This window comes from Pseudomonas sp. RIT-PI-r, from assembly GCF_001297015.1.
Lineage (GTDB): Bacteria > Pseudomonadota > Gammaproteobacteria > Pseudomonadales > Pseudomonadaceae > Aquipseudomonas.
Window position 1 is genome coordinate 590,993 of the sequence record NZ_LIGE01000025.1, and the last position, 20,289, is coordinate 611,281.

Sequence of the window (20,289 nt, forward strand, 5' to 3'; positions counted from 1 at the left end):
TGCCCTCAGCCGCCGAAGTGATAACTCACGTCCAGCCACCATTGCCGCCCGTACGGGTCATAGTTGCCGGTCGGGTAGTACGGCCAGCCTGCCGACTCATCGTGTTTAACCTGATTGAGCAGGTTGTTCACGGTCAGCCCGACACTCGCCCGATCATTGAGTTTGTAACGTGCGCTGGCGTTGAACACCGTCCAGGGCGACAAACGCCCGTCCCCTGCGCCATTGGTGACCGAACCGTAGCGAATGCCCATCAGCGTCGCCGTGGCTTTTTGATAATCCCAGGTCAGGCTGGCGTTGACCTTGCTGCGCCAGTCGTAGTTGGTGCGCGAGGTGCGCCAATCCTGGGTCGGTGCTTCGTCCGACTCCTTGTAGTAATGCGACAGCACCAGGGTGTAACCCAGCGCCGAACTGAAGGCGCCGTATTGCCCGGCGCCCCAGCGGATGTTGCTCTTGAAGTCCAGGCCACTGACACGTTCGCTGGCAGCGTTGATGGCATTCACTCGCACGCGCTGCAACTGGTTCGGATCAATGGCCGCGTTGCCGGCGTTGCGATCGATGCGTGCCAGGGTCGATTGGCAATTGGCCGAGTTGATGTCCTGGATGCCATTGCGACATTCGTTTTCTTCTTGCAGCAAACGGTTTTCGTCGACGGTGGTCAGCAAATCGTCGATCTCCACACGCCAGAAATCAGTAGAGAAATCGAAGTTGCGCGACGGCGACCAGACAAACCCGTACGTCCAGGATTTACCCCGTTCAGACTCCAGATTCGCGGTGCCGCTCTGGGTGTAATCGACCCGCCCGCGATCACAGGCGCCCTCCACGCCCTGGCTGCAACCGTAGTAGTCGATCTGCGCCGGGTAGTAACCGTTGCTGTCGGATTGATAGATGTAGTTGAGGTCCGGCGCGCGGAAACTGGTGCCGTAACTGCCGCGCAGCAACAGGCTGGTGACCGGACGCCACTCCAGACCGAGGTTGTAGGTTTTCTGTTGCTCGGTGCGACCGCTGAACTTGTACTGATCCCAACGCCCCGCCGCCGTGGCCAGCACGGTGTCGGTGACCGGAATGCTGAACTCGCCGCCCGCCGCATAACGTTTGCGGGAGCCACCGGAGCTTTGCGCCGGGCTGACGCCGTAGAAACTGCCATCGTTGAGGCCGTCATCCGGGTCGACGCGGTATTCCTGCTTGCCCGCCTCCAGCACACCGGCAAACCCCACCGGGCCGGCCGGAAGATCAAACAGATCGCCATTGACCGAGGCGTTGTAACTGGTCGACACCGATTTGCTGCTCTGGGTCAGGTTGCCGCGAAACTGCTGCCACTCCTGCGGCGTCAGCGGCCGGTCGAGCCGCGAGGCATCCGGGGCGAACACCGGATAACCGCCGCTCACGCCCAACTGCGGACCGAGGTAAAAATCCTGGATCGATGATAGCGGCGTATAACGGGTGGTCCTGACGCTGCGATATTCCGAGCGATTGGCTGCCAGATCGTAACTCCAGCCGGTGTCGGCGATCTTGTCGGAGAGACCGAGGGTGCCGGTCCACGACGTGTCGCGCCACTTGCTGTTATTGCTGGTGCGCCCGCCGATTTCCTCTTCGCCGAAGCGCCGATACCAGCGCTCAAGATTGCCGCTGTTCTGATTGATGAAGTCCGGCGAGGTGAAGGTCGGGCCACGGGTGTTGTTCTGGATATGGTCAAGGCCGAACATCAAGTCGGCGAAGACCTGGCCGCTGTCGCTGAAATGCCAGGTGCCACGCGTGTAGCCGTCGTAGTTTTCCTTCTGGGTCTGCACGGTCCAGTAATCGTTGTACATCTGATCGGTGCGGCAACGCCCGCCACTGTTGAACAGCTTGTTGTCGAACGTGCCCTGATAGGCGCCGCAACCCGGGCCGAGATAGCGACTGTTACTCAGATCGCGGCGGTAGCCGACATCCGCCAACGGGCCGCTTTGCATGAAGCCACGGTCATCGGCCCAGATCGGGTCACGATTGGTCAGCTCGAGGCCGAACAGGCCGTCGAAATCCCCCCAACTGCCGCCGCCGCTGATCTGCAAGCGCTGGTTGTCGCCACCGCCGCGTTCGCTGGTGCCACCCTTGAGGTTGACGTCGACGCCGTTGATCTTGTCCTTGAGGATGATGTTGACCACCCCGGCGATCGCATCCGAACCGTAGATCGCCGAGGCGCCGCTGCTGAGAATTTCGATGCGTTCGATCACCGCTGAAGGAATATTCGCCAGGTTGGTGAAATTGACCTTGCCGTCGTACGGCGTGGGGTAATCCGCCACACGCCGGCCGTTGATCAGCACCAGCGTATGGTTGGGGCCGAGGCCGCGCAGGTTCAGCGCGCTGGCGGCCGGTTGCCAGGTGTTGCCGTAGTCTTCGCCTTGGGTCATGCCGGTGTTTTGCGTCTGGGTGGCCAAGGCGTCGTAGACGTTCTTGTAGCCGCGCGCTTCCATTTCTTCATGGGTGATGACGTTGACCGGCGTCGCGCCGTCGCTCTGTGCTCGGGCGATGCGCGAGCCGGTGACGGTGACTTTTTCCATGCGGTAATCGGCGTTGGTGACGGGCGCCACGGCAGTGACTTTGGCTGGCACTGGTGCGGCAGCGTCAGCTTCACGAATGCTCAAACCCTGATTGCTTTGCTCGACTTGCAGGCCGCTGCCGAGCAAGGCCTTTTCCACCGCTTGCCGGCCCCCCAAGGCACCCCGCACCGCCGGGCTGCGCTTGCCTTGCACGAGATCCTGACTGAAGGAAATCGGCACGCCGGTCTGCCGCGAGATATCCAGCAGCACTTCGTCGAGCGGGCCGCTGGCGATGTCGAACGTGAACACCGCCGCAACGGCTTCCTGCGCCAGTGCTGGCAACGGCGCAACACCCATGGCCAGTGCAGCGGCGAGGGTCAGTCGAGGTAATTGTTGTTTGAATGAGAACATCGAGGGGCTTCCCTGTTGAAGGCATCTGCAGGGAATGAGCAGCGGGCCGGCGCTTTTTATAGGCCGGCATTTAGGCCAAGAAGTCATATCCCTATAACCGAATAGAACGCACCGCGCTGCCGCAGATCTTGAAAGCTGCTTACAGGGGGTTGGCGCGGGGGGCGATGGAGACCCAATAGGGGTTGTGCCAGGTCACGCGGATCGGCAGCGAACGTTCGAGCAATTGCAACGTGCGGTCACTGTCATCCAGCGGATAGAGACCGCTCAGGCGCAGATCGGCGACCTCTGGACTGACATGCAAAATGCCCCGCCGATAGCGACGCAGGCTGTCGATGACTTCACTGAGCGGACGGTCGCGTACCTCCAGCCGACCTTGCGTCCAGGCGCCTTCGTAGCCTCTGCTGCGCTCCATGGACAGCACGCCAGCCGCGTTGAAAGTCAGACTCTCACCCGCCCCGACCACCTGCCGCGCGCCACCCGCCGTGAGCACTTCGACCTGCGAATGGAGCATCACCAGACGCGTGGAATCGTCGCCCTGCTGCACCAGAAACTTCGTCCCCAACGCGCGCATGCGACCGTGTTCGGTCTCGACCACAAACGGTCGCGACGGATCCTTGGCGACGTCGACCAGCAACTCACCACTGCGCAGTGCCAGCAACCGCTGAGTGCTGTCGAACAAAGGCACCACCCGGCTGCGCGCATTGAGGGTCAACGCGCTGCCATCCTGCAGGGTGAAATCGCGCCGCTCTCCGGTGCCGGTCGACAGTTCACCCGCTTCGGGCAGCCAGCCGTAACGCCGACCGAGCAAACCGGCCAACACGGCAACACCGAGCACGCTCAAACTGCCGCTGATAAAACGCCGACGACTCGACGGCGCATTCAGACTGTGCAGCAGACTGTTGCGTGGCAATCCACTCAGGCTCGGATTGCGCAACAGTTTCAATCCACCGCCCATTTGCTCGATGATCTGCTGATGCCGTGGATCGGCCGCGCGCCAGGCATCGAACGCCGCCCGCTCGCCGAGGCTGACGTCGCCCGACTGCAACAACGCCATCCATTGCGCCGCCTCATCGACCAGCGTTTCGTCGGGCCTCATGCCTGCATCGCCTGATAGCAACGCTTGAACGCTTCAACCATGTATTGCTGCACGCGACTGGTCGACACGCCGAGGCGCTGGCCGATCTCGCTGTAAGTCAAACCGTCGAGCTGGTGATAGAGAAACGCCGCTTTGGCTTTGGCCGACAGACCGTTAAGCAGGCGATCCACCGCCAGCAACGCCTCGATCACCAGCGCGCGTTCTTCTGGCGATGGATGCACCGGTTGCGGCGCCAGTGCCAGACTTTCCAGATAGGCACGTTCAAGATCCTGGCGACGCCAGCCTTCATAGACCAAGCGCCGGGCAATGGTGGTCAACAGTGCGCGCGGCTCAAGAATGGCCGTTGGATCAGGCAGCGCCAGAACCCGCAGAAACGTTTCCGATGCAATGTCCTGCGCACCGTGCGGGCAACCCAACGTGCGGCCGACAGCCGCGCACAGCCAGCGATAGTCCTTTTGGAACATTTGCCCAATGATCTGGTAATGCGGGTTATGCCCACCCATGCCTTGCTCCCTGAAACGGGGTCCACCCGCCGCGAAAAATCATCGTTCTGCCGGGATCGTCCGGCTCTGATCAGGCGCGACTGTGCAATAGTGTCGAAAACATTTGAAGGAATAAAAAATCATCACAAACAAACTATTTTGCATAACACCTTTCATCACCGCAGAAATGCTGGCCAACACAATGTTGACCCTGGTCACGAGTGCACGCCTGGACACTGATTAATCTTCCGGCTCCATCGAAGGCCAAGGACGGCTCACCGGGAGCCCGCGGCTGATCCCATTCAAGGAAGAACATTCATGCGACCACTCAACATCATCCTGCTGTCGTCGGCGTTCAACGGCCTGACGCAACGCGCCTGGCTGGAATTGCGTCAGGCCGGGCACTCGCCCAGCGTCGTCCTGTTCACCGACGAAACCGCGGTATGCGAACAGATTGAACACAGCGGTGCGGACCTGGTGATCTGCCCGTTCCTCAAGGATCGCGTACCGCAAGCGTTATGGCGCAACACGCAACGTCCGGTGGTGATCATTCATCCAGGCATCGTCGGCGATCGTGGTGCCAGCGCGCTGGACTGGGCGATCAGCAACGAACTGTCACGCTGGGGCGTCACCGCCCTGCAAGCGGTGGAGGAAATGGACGCTGGCCCGGTCTGGGCGACGTGCGAATTCAATCTGCCGTCGGGGCTGCGCAAATCCGAGCTGTACAACGGTCGGGTCAGCGATGCGGCGATTCGTTGCATTCGCGAGGTGGTGGAGAAATTCGTCGACGGCTTTGTGCCGGTGCCGCTGGATTACGCTAATCCGACCGTCCGCGGCCGCCTGCAACCGAACATGAAACAGGTGGATCGCAGCTTCAGCTGGCACGACTGCGCCCGCTTCATCAAACGCAGCATTGATGCTGCCGATGGCCAGCCGGGGGTGTTGGCAAGCCTCGCCGGCGGCCAGTATTACGTGTACGACGCACATCTGGATACGCGCAGCGGCCTGCCCGGCGAGATTCTCGCTGTGCACGACGATGCGGTACTGGTGGCGGCAGGCGATCACAGCGTGTGGCTCGGTTCGCTACGGTGCAAACCACAACCGGGCGAAGAAACCTTTAAGCAACCGGCGCGGCATGTGCTCGCCGGGCAATTGGCCGATGTGCCGAGACTGGACTGGTCGATCGCCAGCCAGCCGTTCAGCGACGAGGCGTATCAACCGCTGCGCTATCGTGAGTCGGGGCATGTCGGCGAGCTGACCTTCGAGTTCTACAACGGCGCGATGAGCACCGAGCAGTGCCAGCGCATGGTCGAAGCGTTGCGTTGGGCCAAGTCGCGCGACACGCGTGTGCTACTGATCAAGGGCGGGCGTGGCAGCTTTTCCAATGGCGTGCATCTGAATGTGATTCAGGCGGCGCAAGATCCCGGCGCCGAGGCCTGGGCGAATATTCAGGCGATCGATGATGTCTGCGCAGAGCTGTTGAGTGCGCGGCAACTGGTGGTCAGCGGCGTGACCGGTAATGCTGGCGCTGGCGGAGTGATGCTGGCGTTGGCGGCCGATATTGTCTTCGCCCGGGCCGACATCGTGCTCAACCCGCACTACAAGAGCATGGGTTTGTATGGCTCGGAATACTGGACGTACAGCCTGCCCCGCGCAGTCGGACCGGCAATGGCCGAGCAATTGACCCAGGCGTGCCTGCCGGTCAGCGCCCATCAGGCGCTGCAATTGGGCATGGTTCAGGAAGTCGGCCCGCGCTGCCCGGATGAGTTTGCCCTGTGGCTGCTGCAACGCGCCAATGCCGTGCTTAGCGATCCGACCTACGCCGCCGTGCGCGAGCGCAAGTCGCGCATTGATCAAGCGCTGATTGAGCAATGCCGCGACAGCGAGCTGCAAGAAATGCAGGAAGACATGCTCTACAACCGCAGCGGGTTTGCCGAGAAATGCCGCCACTTCGTCTACAAGCGCAAGGTGTGCGGGACACCGGCGCGGCTGGTGGCGGATTGGGCGCGGGGGCAGGAAGTCGAGTTGGCAGGTTGAATCGACGGTGAATGGGCTGGATCGGCTCGCGATGGCCTCGGCAGATCCAGCATTTAACACATCGCAGGCATAAAAAAACGCCAGTTCTCGCGAACTGGCGTTTTCTTGAATATGGCAGGGGCGGCTGGATTCGAACCAACGCATGGCAGGATCAAAACCTGCTGCCTTACCGCTTGGCGACGCCCCTGTATCTCACACCGTGTAACTGTCTGTGTGCGAATGCGCGGCAATTTACCAACATTCGTTGCATCTGTGAAGCAAAAAATGAAAAAAATTTGTTTTAAAACAGCCAGTTATTATTTTTCAGGGGCTAGAAGGCGCTCTTGGGGCCATTTCGCCCGCCAGGAGGTTCCCAAATCTGTCACTGATTTCGATGCATTCCCCGCTTGAGCACCGCCAACGAAACACGCGGCACGATCATCTTTTCGATCAGCGCAACCACTTCCCTCGCGCCAAAACAACGAAACATCACGCACCCGGCATCGGTATCCAGGCGGATGATCCGAGTGATGAAACCGCCGTCGATGCACACGCCCTTGATCATTCCGATCGGAATCTCGATGTCCAGCGTGCCGTCCTGCACCAAGCGGTTCATGGCGTTGGCGTTGAGGTGCAGTGCGGTTTTGGTCAATCGCATTCTGCCGCCGACCCACAGGCCACCATAGGCTTGCTGGAACGATTGCATCACCCCGGCCAGCACGTTCACATTGCCGGCGCCGACGCTGTCGTAGAAATTGCCGACCTCTTCGTAATTCACTTCAACGTCGGCCACCAGAAAGTTGACCAGTTTGGATTTGACGATTTTTTCAGGCATTCAGGGATCTCCATGACCTAAGGGTTATTCCATGCACTGCAAACCCAGCGCACTCAGAGATCAGCCGCTGTTTTTCTGTTACCAGAGCGGCTATCCCGAGACGCTTCAAGAGCAATGGCAAACGGACATCTACGTGCCGTTGCAGTGAACGCAAAACCCGTGGTGAAGGCATTCCTCACCACGGGTTTTCATTTACCGGGCGGTAAAACTGGCCCGCGCCGTGTGCAGCTTCTTGTAACTCTCGATCAGGCGCAGATGCCGATCCAGACCTTCCAGCTTCAGGCTGGTCGGCGTCAGGCCGTAGAAGCGCACGCTGCCATTGACCGAACCAATCGCCGCGTCCATGCGCTCGTTGCCGAACATGCGGCGGAAGTTGGCTTCGTAGTCTTCCAGTTGCAGATCCTCGTCCAGTTCCATCTCCAGCACCACGTTGACCGCTTGATAGAACAAGCCGCGCTCGACGGTGTTGTCGTTGTATTGCAGGAAGGCTTCGACGAGGTCTTTGGCCTGATCGTACTTCTGCAAGGCGAGGCAGATCAGCAGGCGCAGTTCCAGAATGGTCAGCTTGCCCCACGGCGTGTTGTCATCGAACTCGATGCCGATCAGCGTGGTGATCTCGGTGTAATCGTCCTGCTCGCTGTTTTCCAGGCCTTGGGCAAGATTGCGCAGGCCGACCTTGCTCAGGTTGTGCAGGTTGAGGATATCGGCACGGAATTGCAGGGCTTTGTTGGTGTTGTCCCAGATCAGGTCTTCGACCGGGTAGATCTCCGAGTAATCCGGCACCAGAATCCGGCAGGCCTTGGCACCGATGTGCTCGTAGACCGCCATGTAGACTTCCTTGCCCATGTCTTCGAGGATGCCGAACAACGTCGCGGCTTCTTCGGCGTTGGAGTTTTCACCCTGGCCCGAGAAGTCCCACTCGACGAATTCGAAATCAGGTTTGTCACTGAAGAAACGCCACGACACCACACCGCTGGAATCGATGAAGTGCTCGACGAAGTTGTTCGGCTCGGTAACCGCCTGACCGGAGAAGGTCGGCTGCGGCAAGTCATTCAGGCCTTCGAAACTGCGGCCCTGGAGCAATTCAGTGAGGCTGCGTTCCAGCGCCACTTCCAGGCTCGGGTGCGCGCCGAACGAGGCGAACACGCCGCCAGTGCGCGGATTCATCAGGGTCACGCACATCACCGGGAATTCACCGCCCAGCGATGCATCCTTGACCAGCACCGGGAAGCCCTGCTCTTCCAGGCCTTTGATGCCGGCGAGGATGCTCGGGTACTTCTCCAGCACTGCTTGCGGCACGTCCGGCAAAGCCATTTCGCCTTCGAGGATTTCGCGTTTGACCGCGCGCTCGAAGATCTCCGACAGACACTGCACCTGCGCTTCGGCGAGGGTGTTGCCAGCGCTCATGCCGTTGCTCAGGTAGAGGTTTTCGATCAGGTTGGACGGGAAGTACACCACTTGATTGTCCGACTGGCGCACGAACGGCAGCGAGCAAATGCCGCGCTGAGTGTTGCCGGAGTTGGTGTCGAACAGGTTCGAGCCGCGTAGCTCGCCATCGCGGTTGTAAATCTTCTGGGTGTACTCGTCGAGGATTTCCGTCGGCAACTCATCTTTCGGGCCAGGCTTGAACCATTGCTCGTCCGGGTAATGCACGAACTCGGCGTTGGCGATCTCTTCGCCCCAGAACTGATCGTTGTAGAAGAAGTTGCAGTTCAGGCGCTCGATGAATTCGCCCAGTGCCGAGGCCAGCGCGCCTTCTTTGGTCGCGCCCTTGCCGTTGGTGAAGCACATCGGCGAATGCGCATCGCGAATGTGCAGCGACCAGACGTTGGGCACGATGTTGCGCCACGAGGCAATTTCAATCTTCATGCCCAGGTCAGCCAGAATCCCCGACATGTTGGCGATGGTCTGCTCCAGCGGCAGATCCTTGCCGGCAATGAAAGTACCAGCGTCCGAACCGACAACCGGCATCAACAGCGCCTGCGCATCGGCGTCGAGGTTGTCGACTTCTTCGATGATGAACTCAGGGCCGGTCTGCACGACCTTCTTTACCGTGCAGCGATCGATCGAGCGCAGGATGCCCAAACGATCTTTCTCGGAAATGTCCGCCGGCAATTCCACCTGAATCTTGAAGATCTGGTTGTAGCGGTTTTCCGGGTCGACGATGTTGTTCTGCGACAGGCGAATATTTTCCGTGGGGATGTTGCGCGTGTCGCAGTACAACTTCACAAAGTAAGCCGCACACAACGCCGACGACGCCAGAAAGTAGTCGAACGGCCCCGGTGCCGAACCATCGCCCTTGTAGCGGATGGGCTGATCGGCGATCACCGTGAAGTCGTCGAACTTGGCTTCAAGTCGAAGGTTGTCGAGAAAGTTGACCTTGATTTCCATGCGGGATTACCAGAATACGGCTAAACGAATGGCCGCCATTATCCGGTTTTTGCGCGGGAAGTCTTGCCCTTTCGGGATTGGCCGCTGATCGGCGTCCTGCACTTGGGGAGGCAATTCGCGCGGGTTTCACTACGCTTTCAGTGCAGTCGCCCAGAAGAATCTGAACATTGCGCCCGTGCCAGGGTTCTAGATTCAGAAGACAGCGGATCAAGGACGAGCACATGGACATTTCCAGTTATGCAGCCCCGCTTCCACCGCGCCAGAGCGCCGTCACTCGCCGCCTGGCCTTCGCGGTCGGAGCGCTGTTCGTCAGTGGCGTGATTGCGGCGGCGGTCGCTTTGCTGGGTATCGCCGAGCGCCTGGACAGCGAAGAGATCAACAAAACCCGCTTTTACTCGGCTCGCGCGCTGGAAAACCGTATCACTGCCTCGAAAAACTACATCACCAGCTACGCCTACTGGACCACCGCCTACGAGCATTTGAGCGGTCAGGTCGACACCGATTGGGCCTACACCGAGCAGAACCTCGGCAAAACCCTGTTCACCAGTGACGGCTATGACGGCGTGTTCGTGCTGAACCGCGAAGGCACCCGTTACGCGGTGGTGCGCGGGCAAATGGTCGATGCCGAGCTGCCCGCGTTCGTTCAGGTGAGCGCCACGGAGTTACTCGATCAAGTGTTGGGCCAAGGTGATCTGACCAAACCGGTCAGCCGCTATTCACTGTTCGAAGGCTGGCCGGCGCTGGTGTCGGCGGCGGCGATCATTCCCAACGATGAGCGGCCCCTTGGCGACCCTCAGACCTCATCGGTGCTGGTGTTCGTCGACAAACTCACCCCAACCAAGTTGCGTCTGATTGGCAGCGGTTACGGCTTGAACAACCTGACCCTGGCGCCGGACGAGACCATCGACCCGCAGCGCCCTCGGGTGCCGCTGGACAGCACCGGTTATAGCCTGATCGCTGATCTGGAACGGCCCGGGCAACATTTATTGTGGTCATTGCTGCCGCCACTCGGCGCGACGATTGTGGTGCTGATGCTGCTGACCGCGTACTTCTTCCGTCACGCCTTGCGATCATCGCAGTACGTCGACCAGAGTTTTGCCGTCATGCAAACTTCCAATCAAGCACTGGAAAACGCCAACCGCGAGCTGGAAGCCAGCGAGGAACGCTTTCGCGCCGTGGCCGAAGCCGCGTCCGACTGGATCTGGGAGGTCGATCGCGCCCTCGCGCTGACGTACCTGTCGGCGCGCTTCAGCGAAGTGACCGGTTACCCGCAAACCCTGTGGTTGGGGCAAGACATCGGCCACCTGTTGAGTTGTGACACCACGCCACTGGAACTGTGGCTGAGAAACCTCACCGAGGAGAACAGCGCCAGTGACTTGCGTTGCACCTACCGTGACCACTCCGGCCAGCAGCGCCACTGTCGGCTGTCCGCGCGGCCGATCTTCGACAAGCACGCGGTCATTGGCTATCGCGGCACCGCCAGCGACATCACCGACGAAGTCGCCGCCCATGCGCAGATCCAGCATCTGTCGATGCACGACGCCCTCACCGGCCTGCCCAATCGCAACAAACTCGCGCGTTATCTGGATGAAGCGCTGCTGCTCAAGGAGCACGCGCCGCCATTGTCGCTGTTGATGATCGACCTCGATAACTTCAAACCGATCAACGATTCGCTCGGCCACCCGGCCGGTGACGCCGTGCTGCAGGAAGTCGCCGTGCGCCTGCGTGAGTGCACCCGCGAACACGACATCGTCGCGCGACTGGGCGGCGACGAATTCATCGTGGTGCTCAACGGCATGGACAGCCCGCACGAAATCGACAAATTCTGCACCCGCCTGATCGGCAGCCTGCATCAACCGGTGGTCTTCGAACACCATCCGCTGCACATCGGCGCCAGCATCGGCATCGCCCTCAGCCGGCGCCACGGTTACGTGCCCAGCGACCTGATCCGTTACGCCGACATCGCCCTCTATCAAGCGAAGTCCGAGGGCAAGAACACCTGGTGCTATTTCGAAGCGCACATGAGCGATCAGATCCAGACCCGCCGGCAGATGGAAGACGACCTGCGCCATGCGCTCAAACACAACGAATTCATCCTGCACTATCAGCCGCGCTACAAGATCGATGGCAAGCACATCGTTTCGGTCGAAGCGCTGGTGCGCTGGCAGCATCCCACCAAGGGATTGCTCGGCCCGGACCTGTTCATCCCGCTGGCGGAGCAGACCGATCTGATTGTCCCGCTCGGCCGCTGGGTGCTGCGCGAGGCCTGCGAAACCGCGCTGGGCTGGCCGGAAGACATTCTGCTCTCGGTCAATCTGTCGCCCGCGCAGTTTGCGGTCAGCGATGTGGTCGAGGATGTTCGCGAAGTGCTGGTGCAAACCCGTTTCCCGGCCAGTCGCCTGGAACTGGAGATCACCGAAAACGTGATGCTCAACGACACCGACGGCGCCCTGACCACCATGAATGCCCTGAAAGAACTCGGCGTGCGCCTGAACATGGACGACTTCGGCACCGGCTACTCGTCCCTCGGTTACCTGCGCGCTTATCCTTTTGACGGGATCAAGATCGACAAGCGCTTCATTGCCTCGATCAGCAGCGGCACCAATGATCGCGCGGTGGTGCAGGCGATCATCGGCCTGGGCAAAGCCATGGGCCTGACCGTGACGGCCGAAGGCGTCGAGACCGAAGAGCAATTGGATATTCTCGGAGTCGATCAATGCAATGAGGTGCAGGGTTACTTCATGAGTCGGCCGATCGACAAAGTCGCGTTTGCTCGGCTGTTGCAGGACTCCAGAGGTGTACAGCTGAAATCAAAAAAGGGTCGGGTAACCTGAGCGTTTTAGCTGGGTGATCGACCCAATTCGGCGGTAAACACATTGCCCGCATCACGCACCAACTGCCGCCACTCGGCGCTGGTGATCAGACCTTGCTCTTCCATTTCATCGGCGGCCTTGAGCAGTTCGTCGTACTGTTGTTCCGGGTCCAGACGCATCTGCGCTTGCGTCGCCAGTTTTCGCCATGCCGCCAATTTGTCTTGTTTGCGCTGATCGAACATCAGGGATGATCTCGTGAAGGGCTCCACGGGTAGAAAGAAACGAGATCGCGATGGTTCAGCGCAGTCGACGGATGGACTACTTGTTTCCAAAGGGCTTCGCCGATCAGCAATGATGGATACACCACCGCCTCTGTAGGAGTGAGCCTGCCCGCGATAGCGGATTGTCTGTGACGGATGTATTGGCTGACACACCGCTATCGCGAGCAGGCTCACTCCTACAGGTTTTTTGCTGGCCAGCCCCCCACTGTGTCTGGCGCAATTCGTCAGAACTTTGCCGCTACGCGTTTATACGGATAATCCGGATCGCGGTACTTGCCCGGCTTCTGCCGTTTCGGCAATTCGACCTTGTCGCGTTTCACATCTTCATAAGGAATGCGGCTGAGCACATCGGTAATGATGTTCAACCGGGCGCGGCGCTTGTCGTTGGAATCGGCCACCAGCCACGGCGCGTGTTCGGTGTCGGAATGCTTGAACATTTCGTCCCGCGCCCGTGAGTAGTCGTACCAGCGGCTGTAGGACTTAAGGTCCATCGGCGTCAGTTTCCACGTTTTGCGTCCGTCGTTGATGCGCGCCTCAAGCCGGCGGGTCTGCTCTTCGGGGCTGACTTCCAGCCAGTACTTGAGCAGGATCACTCCCGATTGAACGATGGCGTGCTCGACCCACGGAATCGATTTGAGGAATTTGTCAGCCTGTTCGTCGGTGCAGAAGCCCATCACCCGCTCGACACCGGCGCGGTTGTACCAACTGCGATCGAAGATCACCACTTCACCTGCCGCCGGCAGATAAGGCAGATAGCGCTGCACATGCATCTGGCTTTTCTCGCGATCGGTCGGCGCCGGCAACGCCACCACGCGAAAGACACGCGGGCTGACGCGCTCGGTCAATGCCTTGATGGTCCCGCCCTTGCCAGCGCCGTCGCGGCCTTCGAAAACGATGCAAACCTTAACGCCCTTGGCAATCACCCATTCCTGCAACTTGACCAGTTCGACGTGCAGTTTGCGCAAATGCTCGAGGTAATCCTTGTTTTTCAGCTTCGGACTTTCAGGCGCCGTGGCGACCTTCTTTTTGCCTTTTGCCATGACCTTGGCCTCTCTCCAATAAATGCAGAAACAGAGTGTTGATTGACGGGACAAACCAGACACGTGAGGTTAGTTCATGACGTGCCGTTTGCCATGACCCGGCAAAAAGCAAAATTGCCATGTGTTTCCTTCGTTCTTTATTGCGTCGCACTGTTCATTGCCTTGCCCTTGTCTGCCTGGAGTTTTTTCGATGCCCGCGTCCAAATCCCTGCCCACCGCCCTGCTGGGCCTGGCCCTCGCCTGCCCGGCAATGGCCGAGACTCAAGGCCTGGAACTGGGGCAAGTGCTGATTTCGGCCGACGAGCAAAGCGGTTCAGACGCGAGCGTCGAAGAAGCCAAAACCCGACTCGAACAGGTGCCCGGCGGCACCAACGTCGTCGACATGCGCCAGCCATTGCAGGGCCGCGTGGCGAGCAATCAGGATGTGCTGGCGTATCAACCTGGGGTTTATGCGCAGTCGGCGGGCAACGAAGGGGTGAAGATTTCGGTACGTGGTTCGGGCATCAACCGCGCACCGGGCGCCCATGCCTCGGGGCTGTTCACCATGCTCGATGGCCTGCCGTTGACTGGCCCCGGCGGCACACCCTATGAATTGCTCGAACCACTGTGGGTCGATCACGTTGAAGTGTTGCGCGGCGCCAATGGCTTTGATCGCGGCTCGCTGGCACTCGGCGGCGCCATCGATTACGTCAGCCACACCGGTTACAACGCGCCGAAACTGCAAGTGCGTTACGCCACCGGCAGCCATGGTTATCAGCAGCGTCAGGTCAGTTCGGGACAAGTACTGGGCGACTTCGACTATTACGTGTCGCTGACCGACGCCAACGCCGACGGTTATCAGGATCACACCGCCAGCGAAAGCAAAGGCGTGATCGCCAACTTCGGCTATCGCTTCAACCCGAACCTGGAAACGCGCTTCTACATCCGCTACCGCGAAACCGACAACGACCTCGCCGGCCGCGTGACCAAGCACTCTATCGAACACTCGTCGCGAGCGGCGAATCCGTCCTATGTGGCGCGCGACGACAGCCGCAAGCAACCGGGCAGCACGTTCATCGGCAACAAAACCACCTGGTACATCGACGATGACTCGAGCATCCAGACCGGCCTGGTCTATCACGATTACCCGATGGACCTGCGCGAAGGCCCGAACCGCCTGAAAGTCGCCTACACCGACGTCAGCGGTACCTTTGACTACAAACGCCGCGACACGATTTTCGGCATGGAAAGCCGCAGCAATCTCGGCTTGCGCGTGACCAAACATTTGCCCAATGACGGCGCCAGCGAATTCGTGCGAGTTCCGTCCGGCAACACCGCCGGTTATGCGTCGGGCACAAAAATGCGCGACTTCACGTATCAGGGTTCGGACACCGTTCTGCACTTGGGCAATGACCTGGAACTCGCCGACGACCTCTGGCTGACCACCGGGCTTGCCGCCATCTACACCCGTCGAGAAAGTGACGTGACCTACCCGCAGAGCGGCGGCAAAACCAGCATGAACGACTGGGACTATGCCCCGCGTATCGGTCTGCGCTACCAGATCAACCCCGACCTGCAAGTGTTCGGCAACCTTAGCCGCTCGGTCGAAGCACCGCACCCGTGGTCGCTGATCTACAGCTCCAACGTGCGCTTCCCGGCCGGCAACGGCGCGGCAACCGGCACGCAAAAGGATCCGGTCAAACTGCAAAACCAGACAGCGACCACGCTGGAACTGGGTGGGCGCGGCGACAGTGCCGTTGGCGAATGGAGCCTGGCGTGGTACTACGCGCAAGTGCGGCATGAGCTGCTCTCGGTGCTGCCGGATGCCAATGCCGTCACGCCTTATGAGTTGAACGCCAGCCCGACTGTGCACCAAGGTATTGAAGCCAGCCTCAACAGCAAACTCTGGTCGGCTGCCGATGGCCGCCAGTTGAGCCTGCGTCAGGCCTACACCTTCAGCGATTTCCACTATCGCGACGATGATCGCTTCGGTGACAACCGCTTGCCGGGCTTGCCGATGCACTACTACCAGGGTGAATTGCGCTATGACTGGCCGCAAGGTTTCTTCGCCGCGGTAAATACCCAACTGGTTTCCAAAGTTGCCGTGGATTACGCAGACAGTTATTACGCCGACCCTTACGCATTGTTCGGCGCTACCCTCGGCTACAACGCGCCGAAGGGCGACTGGCAAGGTTGGCTGGACATGCGCAATTTGACCAACAAGCACTACGCGGCGACAGTTACGCCGGGTTATGACGACAAAGGACTGGATGCCGCGCGTTCAACGCCGGGTGAAGGGATGGGGGTTTATGTCGGGGTTTCGTGGAGTTTGCTCTGACACTTTTTCGAGACGGTGGCTTGAATGGACAAACCTTTAAGACTTGAAATCGAGAGTGCTGCCTATGCTGACTTTCTCAGTCTTTGGCGTCAGGGCAAGTTCCAGAGTCAGCGGCTTGGGCAAGCGTTTTATAACCATTTCCGCCTGCATCAACTTTCTGATCAGACGCATTTGCACGGACTTTATGAGGCTGATGGGGAAAAAGCATTGAAGCTCATTTCCAGTGTGTTTCAGATAAAGTAAGCGCTAAAACTTCATTGGCGAAGGCAGCAATGGGACCGAAAACAGAAGAGCTGATCGGCACGCTTGAGCAGCTCGCAACGTTGCTTGAGAGCGATGGTGATACTCACTGGAGCTTGTGGATGCGCAACGCCCGAAGCCGATTGCTGCAGTCTGATTATTCAGGGATCGAGTATCTATTGAAGGCCTATGGCGGGATGGGCTCTTTCAACGACGTCGTTCTCGGCCAGCGCTTTGATGGTCGGGTGCTTTCATGGAAGTCAGACCATGTCGAGCTGAACGAAAAGTTCAGCAAGTTGCGAGAGAAAGCTGCGGGACTGGCCCATGAGATCGAACGCTCCCAGGCTTGAGGGCATCTTGCTGCTGCGCCCCGCAAGCCGAGTACCAACTGCGAAGTCACTCAAACATCTGCACTACCAAGCCAAGGATGCGTTATGAAAACTACCAGTACGAAACAGTTGATTCAGGGCCTCCCACAACACAGCAGTCCTCGTGAACTACTGATCCAGGTACTGGAAGCCTCGATCGAGTTGGTATCGCTTCCTGACAATGATTTCAGCTGGTCTTCTTGGGCGGATGAGGATGCGGCAAAAACCGAACTGGAGTTGCTGCTTCATTCGCTCAGAGCTGGCGCGCTACCCGACAAGCTTCACATCGCCGTGCTTTTCGCTCCTACCGGACCGCTTCAAGAGCTCAGTCTCAGCAGCGGATGGGCAGATACATTTTTGAAAGTCGCCGATAAATTCGATGAAGCTGAAGCGCGCCTGTGGTGAGTGAAGGCGCGTCCCGGCCTGGTTTTGCAAACGCTCTTGCAGGAGCTGCGGCACGCTGCGATCTTTTGATCTTGCATTCAAAGATCAAAAGATCGCAGCGTGCCGCAGCTCCTACAGGGGCGTGGGAGCGGCTTTCGTTGTGTTGGGCCGCTGTGTATCATCGGCGCAGGCTGATGCTGCCTGCCGCTCGCTTCCGAAAGGAAAGGTGAAAGCATTGCTTCTTTTCCCCAAATCCCTGCGCATTTCTTGAAGTCGAGGTTTGGCAACGCGAGCACCAGAATATCTCGACCACAGGAGATACGATGCTTTCAATCGAACAAGCCAAGCAGATGGCCAAACGGCTGCGCGCCGCACTGGAGTCGCGCGATCAAGCGATGACCCATTGCGCCGCACTGGAAACAGTCGCGCAGCAGTTGGGTTACAAGGACTGGAATACCGCATCGGCAATGCTGCCTGCGGCAATACCCGAATCCGCAATCACCTTCGATAAAGCCATTCCGATCCTGCGAATTTTCGACGAAACCAAAGCCCGCGAGTTCTACCTCGACTTTCTCGGTTTCAGTGTCGAATTCGAGCACCGGTTCGAAGCGGATCTACCGCTCTACCTGGGGATCAGCCGCAATGGCCTGCAACTGCATCTTTCCGAACATCATGGCGATGCAAGTCCAGGCTCGACGGTGTTTGTGCCGATGCATAACATCGAATCGTTCGGCGAAGAATTATTGAACAAGCGCTACGGATACGGACGTCCGAGTGTTATGCAACAGGACTGGGGCAAGGTCCTGGAAGTGTACGACCCCTTCGGCAACCGCATCCGCTTCTGCCAGAGCTGATCGTAAAATGCGGACCGGTTGTCCGGTCCGCCCTGAATCACGCGAACCATTGAGCATCACGGAGCAGGCTATTGAGCGAATTCACACATACACCGGGACCTTGGGTTCTGGATGAGACAGCCGAAGTTAGCAGTCCTGGCAGTTTGAACCTTTCGATCTGCTCCATGAGCAGCGTGGACTTGCATGAAGGGCGTTACAGTTTCGGCACGGCGTCAAACGCTAATGCCAGGCTGATTACCGCCGCGCCAGATCTCCTGAAAGCAGCAAAAAGGGTTAAAGACAGTCTCGATGAATGGCTCATCGCCGCTGAAAAACAAGGGCTGCCTACACCCTTGGTGGTTGGACTTGCTGATTTGAAAGCGGCGATTGCCAAAGCCAGTTAATCGCAAATTGCATGAGTCCGTGTTGGCAATACGGATTCACTCATACAATTTTCCATGGATGTCTCGATGCGCATTTCCCCTTCGCTGTTAATGGTTGCCTTGGTCGGTAGCCTGCTCAACGGCTGTGCTTCCCCCTCGACACTACACAACAGTTATTCAAGCACCGCACAAAGTGTCGAGTCCGATCGGGCGGATATGGACTTCAAAGATGGCAGCGTCTATTTCAAGGCACAGAACAATAAACCTTCATCCGCTCAGTTCAGCCAGAGCCTGAATGCCTGCGTTCAATTTCAGGTCGCCAGTTACAACAAGAACGGTCAAGGTGTGCAGGTACGGCGTTCACTGGGCGACTCCGAAGCGCAAATCATCAATGAAGGCAGTCGTCTGTGCATGGAAAGCAAAGGGTGGGCGCTCTACAAGGTTATCAACGGCCAACTGCAGCGCATTAACCACAGGGAAGAAAGTTTCGCCTCCATGCCCGAAACTCAACTCAAGAGTTCAAGCGACCTTGTCACTGGCCAACGTCAGTGGTACCTCAAATACGCACCCGCTGTTCTTGCAATCGGTGACTTGGAACAATGATCGTAAAATGCGGACCGAATTGCCCGGTCCGCCACAAGGACACGTGAAAAAATGAAAGTACTGCTCATCGCGGCGCTTGGAATTCTGTCAATCGTTCAAACATCTTTGTCCGTTGCCGATAACGCCAATGGCAAGAATCTTTATCTACAGCGATGTGCGATGTGCCACGGAGCAGATATCAAAGCAACAGGCCCCTTGGCAAATAAAAGCCAGCCGCCGACACCTGACCTGACAACAACCGCCTTCAAGAAACGCCTGAATGATTATCCGGGGGTCATCGTCTCCTCGATCATCCTTCGCCCCAATGGCGACTTGATTCCGAGAACCCTGCGCGAGAACGGCGTAAAAATAGCGCCGCACGCCTGGAGCGTTGAAGACTTTCGCGACTTGAATCAATACATGAGTAGCGTGATTTCAAAAAGTCGCTGATTTGATAAACGGCATTAATCAGGCATTTCCGGCACGCCTCTCGCCGCCAAACTATTCCCCCGCCCCTCCCAAGGAAGGCACGTTTTTGAATCGCATTAAATCCAACGACCGAAACACCCTTAATCGCACTTTGCCGCTGCTAATGCTGTTGGCATCATCAGCTCTGCTCAACGCTGGATGCTCCCATCCACCGCCACCGGTCGATCGCGACCCGTGCCTGGATGAAGGCCCAAGCCAGAGTGCCGCTTACGAGGACTGTGTGGTTGACCGTAATGACGAAAGAGATGCGGCACTCAAGGCCATTCTTGGCACTGGTCCTGATCTTTATACACAAGCACGTCTCGCCGATCCGGGGGAGTTCCCTCTACAGGATTCCGACTACCCGGATATCCCAGGCCCCATGAGCTACCACACTGCCAACAAAATTTCTGCGGCGGAGCAGCAAGCGTTGCCGTTCAAGATGAAAATCCGCTGGAACTACACTTCCCGGAAATTCCTGCCGCGACCTCGCGATCTGGTGCGCATGAATGAAATGGAAGCTTTGCTAAAGTCGGCCGCAACGGAAAACGGCCTGGCGAAGTGGGTGTGCACAGTGACCGGTGAGCAACGTCGAGAGTGGGTTTTCTACGCCCGAAGCGACGCTGATTTCATGACTCGAATGCAAACGATACTGGCCCCGACCGGGCCGTATCCCGTCGAGTGGAGCGGTCGTAAAGATCCTGCGCACAATGTCGAAGGGACAAGTAAAGCCGACGCTTCCGGGGAAATCCTTATTACCCCGAAACTGTGCGTGGAGTGATATTCAGGGGCACTTGCGGCCGGGCCTGAATATCGCGCGCGGGGAGCTTTAA

General features: G+C 58.6%; 18 protein-coding genes, 1 tRNA gene and 1 pseudogene. 12 read left to right on the top strand and 8 right to left on the bottom strand.

Annotated features, from left to right (window positions below; translation table 11 throughout):
* Positions 1–5: 5 nt before the first annotated feature.
* The 3 genes from AK821_RS14455 to AK821_RS14465 form a co-directional block, all read right to left on the bottom strand.
* A complete protein-coding gene (locus tag AK821_RS14455; protein ID WP_064390293.1) occupies positions 6–2,927 on the bottom strand; it encodes a TonB-dependent receptor in 2,922 nt (973 codons plus the stop codon).
* A 139-nt stretch (positions 2,928–3,066) separates the two neighbouring features.
* Entirely contained in the window at positions 3,067–4,023 is a 957-nt protein-coding gene (locus AK821_RS14460) for a FecR domain-containing protein (RefSeq protein WP_064390294.1), read from the bottom strand.
* Entirely contained in the window at positions 4,020–4,526 is a 507-nt protein-coding gene (locus AK821_RS14465) for a sigma-70 family RNA polymerase sigma factor (RefSeq protein ID WP_064390295.1), read from the bottom strand. Before AK821_RS14465 ends, AK821_RS14460 begins: the two co-directional genes overlap by 4 nt.
* 297 nt (positions 4,527–4,823) lie before the next feature.
* Here AK821_RS14465 and AK821_RS14470 point away from each other — a divergent pair, with 297 nt between their 5' ends.
* Positions 4,824–6,542: a hydrogenase maturation protein gene (locus tag AK821_RS14470; protein WP_064390296.1), complete on the top strand. Its 1,719-nt coding sequence runs from the start codon at positions 4,824–4,826 to the stop codon at positions 6,540–6,542.
* Between the two features lie 112 nt (positions 6,543–6,654).
* Here the strand turns inward: AK821_RS14470 and AK821_RS14475 are convergent.
* Positions 6,655–6,729 (bottom strand) — tRNA-Gln (locus tag AK821_RS14475).
* A 174-nt stretch (positions 6,730–6,903) separates the two neighbouring features.
* Positions 6,904–7,356: a hypothetical protein gene (locus AK821_RS14480; protein ID WP_064390297.1), complete on the bottom strand. Its 453-nt coding sequence runs from the start codon at positions 7,354–7,356 to the stop codon at positions 6,904–6,906.
* Positions 7,357–7,408: 52 nt separating this feature from the next.
* Here AK821_RS14480 and AK821_RS30295 point away from each other — a divergent pair.
* Positions 7,409–7,504, top strand: a pseudogene (locus AK821_RS30295) (AraC family transcriptional regulator); the annotation flags it as partial.
* Positions 7,505–7,548: 44 nt separating this feature from the next.
* Here AK821_RS30295 and AK821_RS14485 read toward each other — a convergent pair.
* The gene (locus AK821_RS14485; RefSeq protein WP_064390298.1) at positions 7,549–9,747 is read right to left on the bottom strand and encodes an OsmC domain/YcaO domain-containing protein; all 2,199 of its coding nucleotides are present in this window, start codon (positions 9,745–9,747) and stop codon (positions 7,549–7,551) included.
* Between the two features lie 221 nt (positions 9,748–9,968).
* Here AK821_RS14485 and AK821_RS14490 point away from each other — a divergent pair, with 221 nt between their 5' ends.
* The gene (locus tag AK821_RS14490) at positions 9,969–12,581 is read left to right on the top strand and encodes a bifunctional diguanylate cyclase/phosphodiesterase (protein WP_064390299.1); all 2,613 of its coding nucleotides are present in this window, start codon (positions 9,969–9,971) and stop codon (positions 12,579–12,581) included.
* Positions 12,582–12,586: 5 nt separating this feature from the next.
* Here AK821_RS14490 and AK821_RS14495 read toward each other — a convergent pair whose 3' ends face one another.
* Together AK821_RS14495 and ppk2 are read right to left on the bottom strand one after the other, a co-directional pair.
* A complete protein-coding gene (locus tag AK821_RS14495) occupies positions 12,587–12,802 on the bottom strand; it encodes a hypothetical protein (protein ID WP_064390300.1) in 216 nt (71 codons plus the stop codon).
* A 263-nt stretch (positions 12,803–13,065) separates the two neighbouring features.
* Positions 13,066–13,881, bottom strand: a complete 816-nt coding sequence (gene ppk2 / locus AK821_RS14500; RefSeq protein WP_064390301.1) for a polyphosphate kinase 2 — start codon at positions 13,879–13,881, stop codon at positions 13,066–13,068.
* A gap of 190 nt (positions 13,882–14,071) precedes the next feature.
* On the opposite strand from ppk2, the gene AK821_RS14505 reads away from it, so the two are divergent.
* The 9 genes from AK821_RS14505 (at position 14,072) to AK821_RS14545 (ending at position 20,237) form a co-directional block, all read left to right on the top strand.
* Positions 14,072–16,198 carry a TonB-dependent receptor family protein gene (locus AK821_RS14505; protein WP_064390302.1) on the top strand — a complete coding sequence of 709 codons (2,127 nt, stop codon included), beginning with the start codon at positions 14,072–14,074 and terminating at the stop codon, positions 16,196–16,198.
* Positions 16,199–16,222: 24 nt separating this feature from the next.
* On the top strand, positions 16,223–16,441 hold the full coding sequence (locus AK821_RS14510; protein WP_064390303.1) for a hypothetical protein: 219 nt from the start codon (positions 16,223–16,225) through the stop codon (positions 16,439–16,441).
* A 29-nt stretch (positions 16,442–16,470) separates the two neighbouring features.
* On the top strand, positions 16,471–16,788 hold the full coding sequence (locus AK821_RS14515; RefSeq protein WP_064390304.1) for a DUF6966 domain-containing protein: 318 nt from the start codon (positions 16,471–16,473) through the stop codon (positions 16,786–16,788).
* Between the two features lie 84 nt (positions 16,789–16,872).
* Positions 16,873–17,211 (top strand): hypothetical protein, encoded by a 339-nt coding sequence (locus tag AK821_RS14520; protein WP_064390305.1) that lies wholly within the window; start codon positions 16,873–16,875, stop codon positions 17,209–17,211.
* Between the two features lie 302 nt (positions 17,212–17,513).
* On the top strand, positions 17,514–18,044 hold the full coding sequence (locus AK821_RS14525) for a glyoxalase superfamily protein (protein ID WP_064390306.1): 531 nt from the start codon (positions 17,514–17,516) through the stop codon (positions 18,042–18,044).
* Positions 18,045–18,115: 71 nt separating this feature from the next.
* Positions 18,116–18,427, top strand: a complete 312-nt coding sequence (locus AK821_RS14530; protein ID WP_122854971.1) for a hypothetical protein — start codon at positions 18,116–18,118, stop codon at positions 18,425–18,427.
* A 66-nt stretch (positions 18,428–18,493) separates the two neighbouring features.
* Positions 18,494–19,009, top strand: coding sequence for a hypothetical protein (locus AK821_RS14535; protein ID WP_064390308.1), 516 nt, complete (start codon positions 18,494–18,496; stop codon positions 19,007–19,009).
* A gap of 51 nt (positions 19,010–19,060) precedes the next feature.
* Entirely contained in the window at positions 19,061–19,438 is a 378-nt protein-coding gene (locus tag AK821_RS14540; RefSeq protein ID WP_064390309.1) for a c-type cytochrome, read from the top strand.
* Positions 19,439–19,523: 85 nt separating this feature from the next.
* Entirely contained in the window at positions 19,524–20,237 is a 714-nt protein-coding gene (locus AK821_RS14545; RefSeq protein WP_122660630.1) for a DUF695 domain-containing protein, read from the top strand.
* Positions 20,238–20,289: the final 52 nt, after the last annotated feature.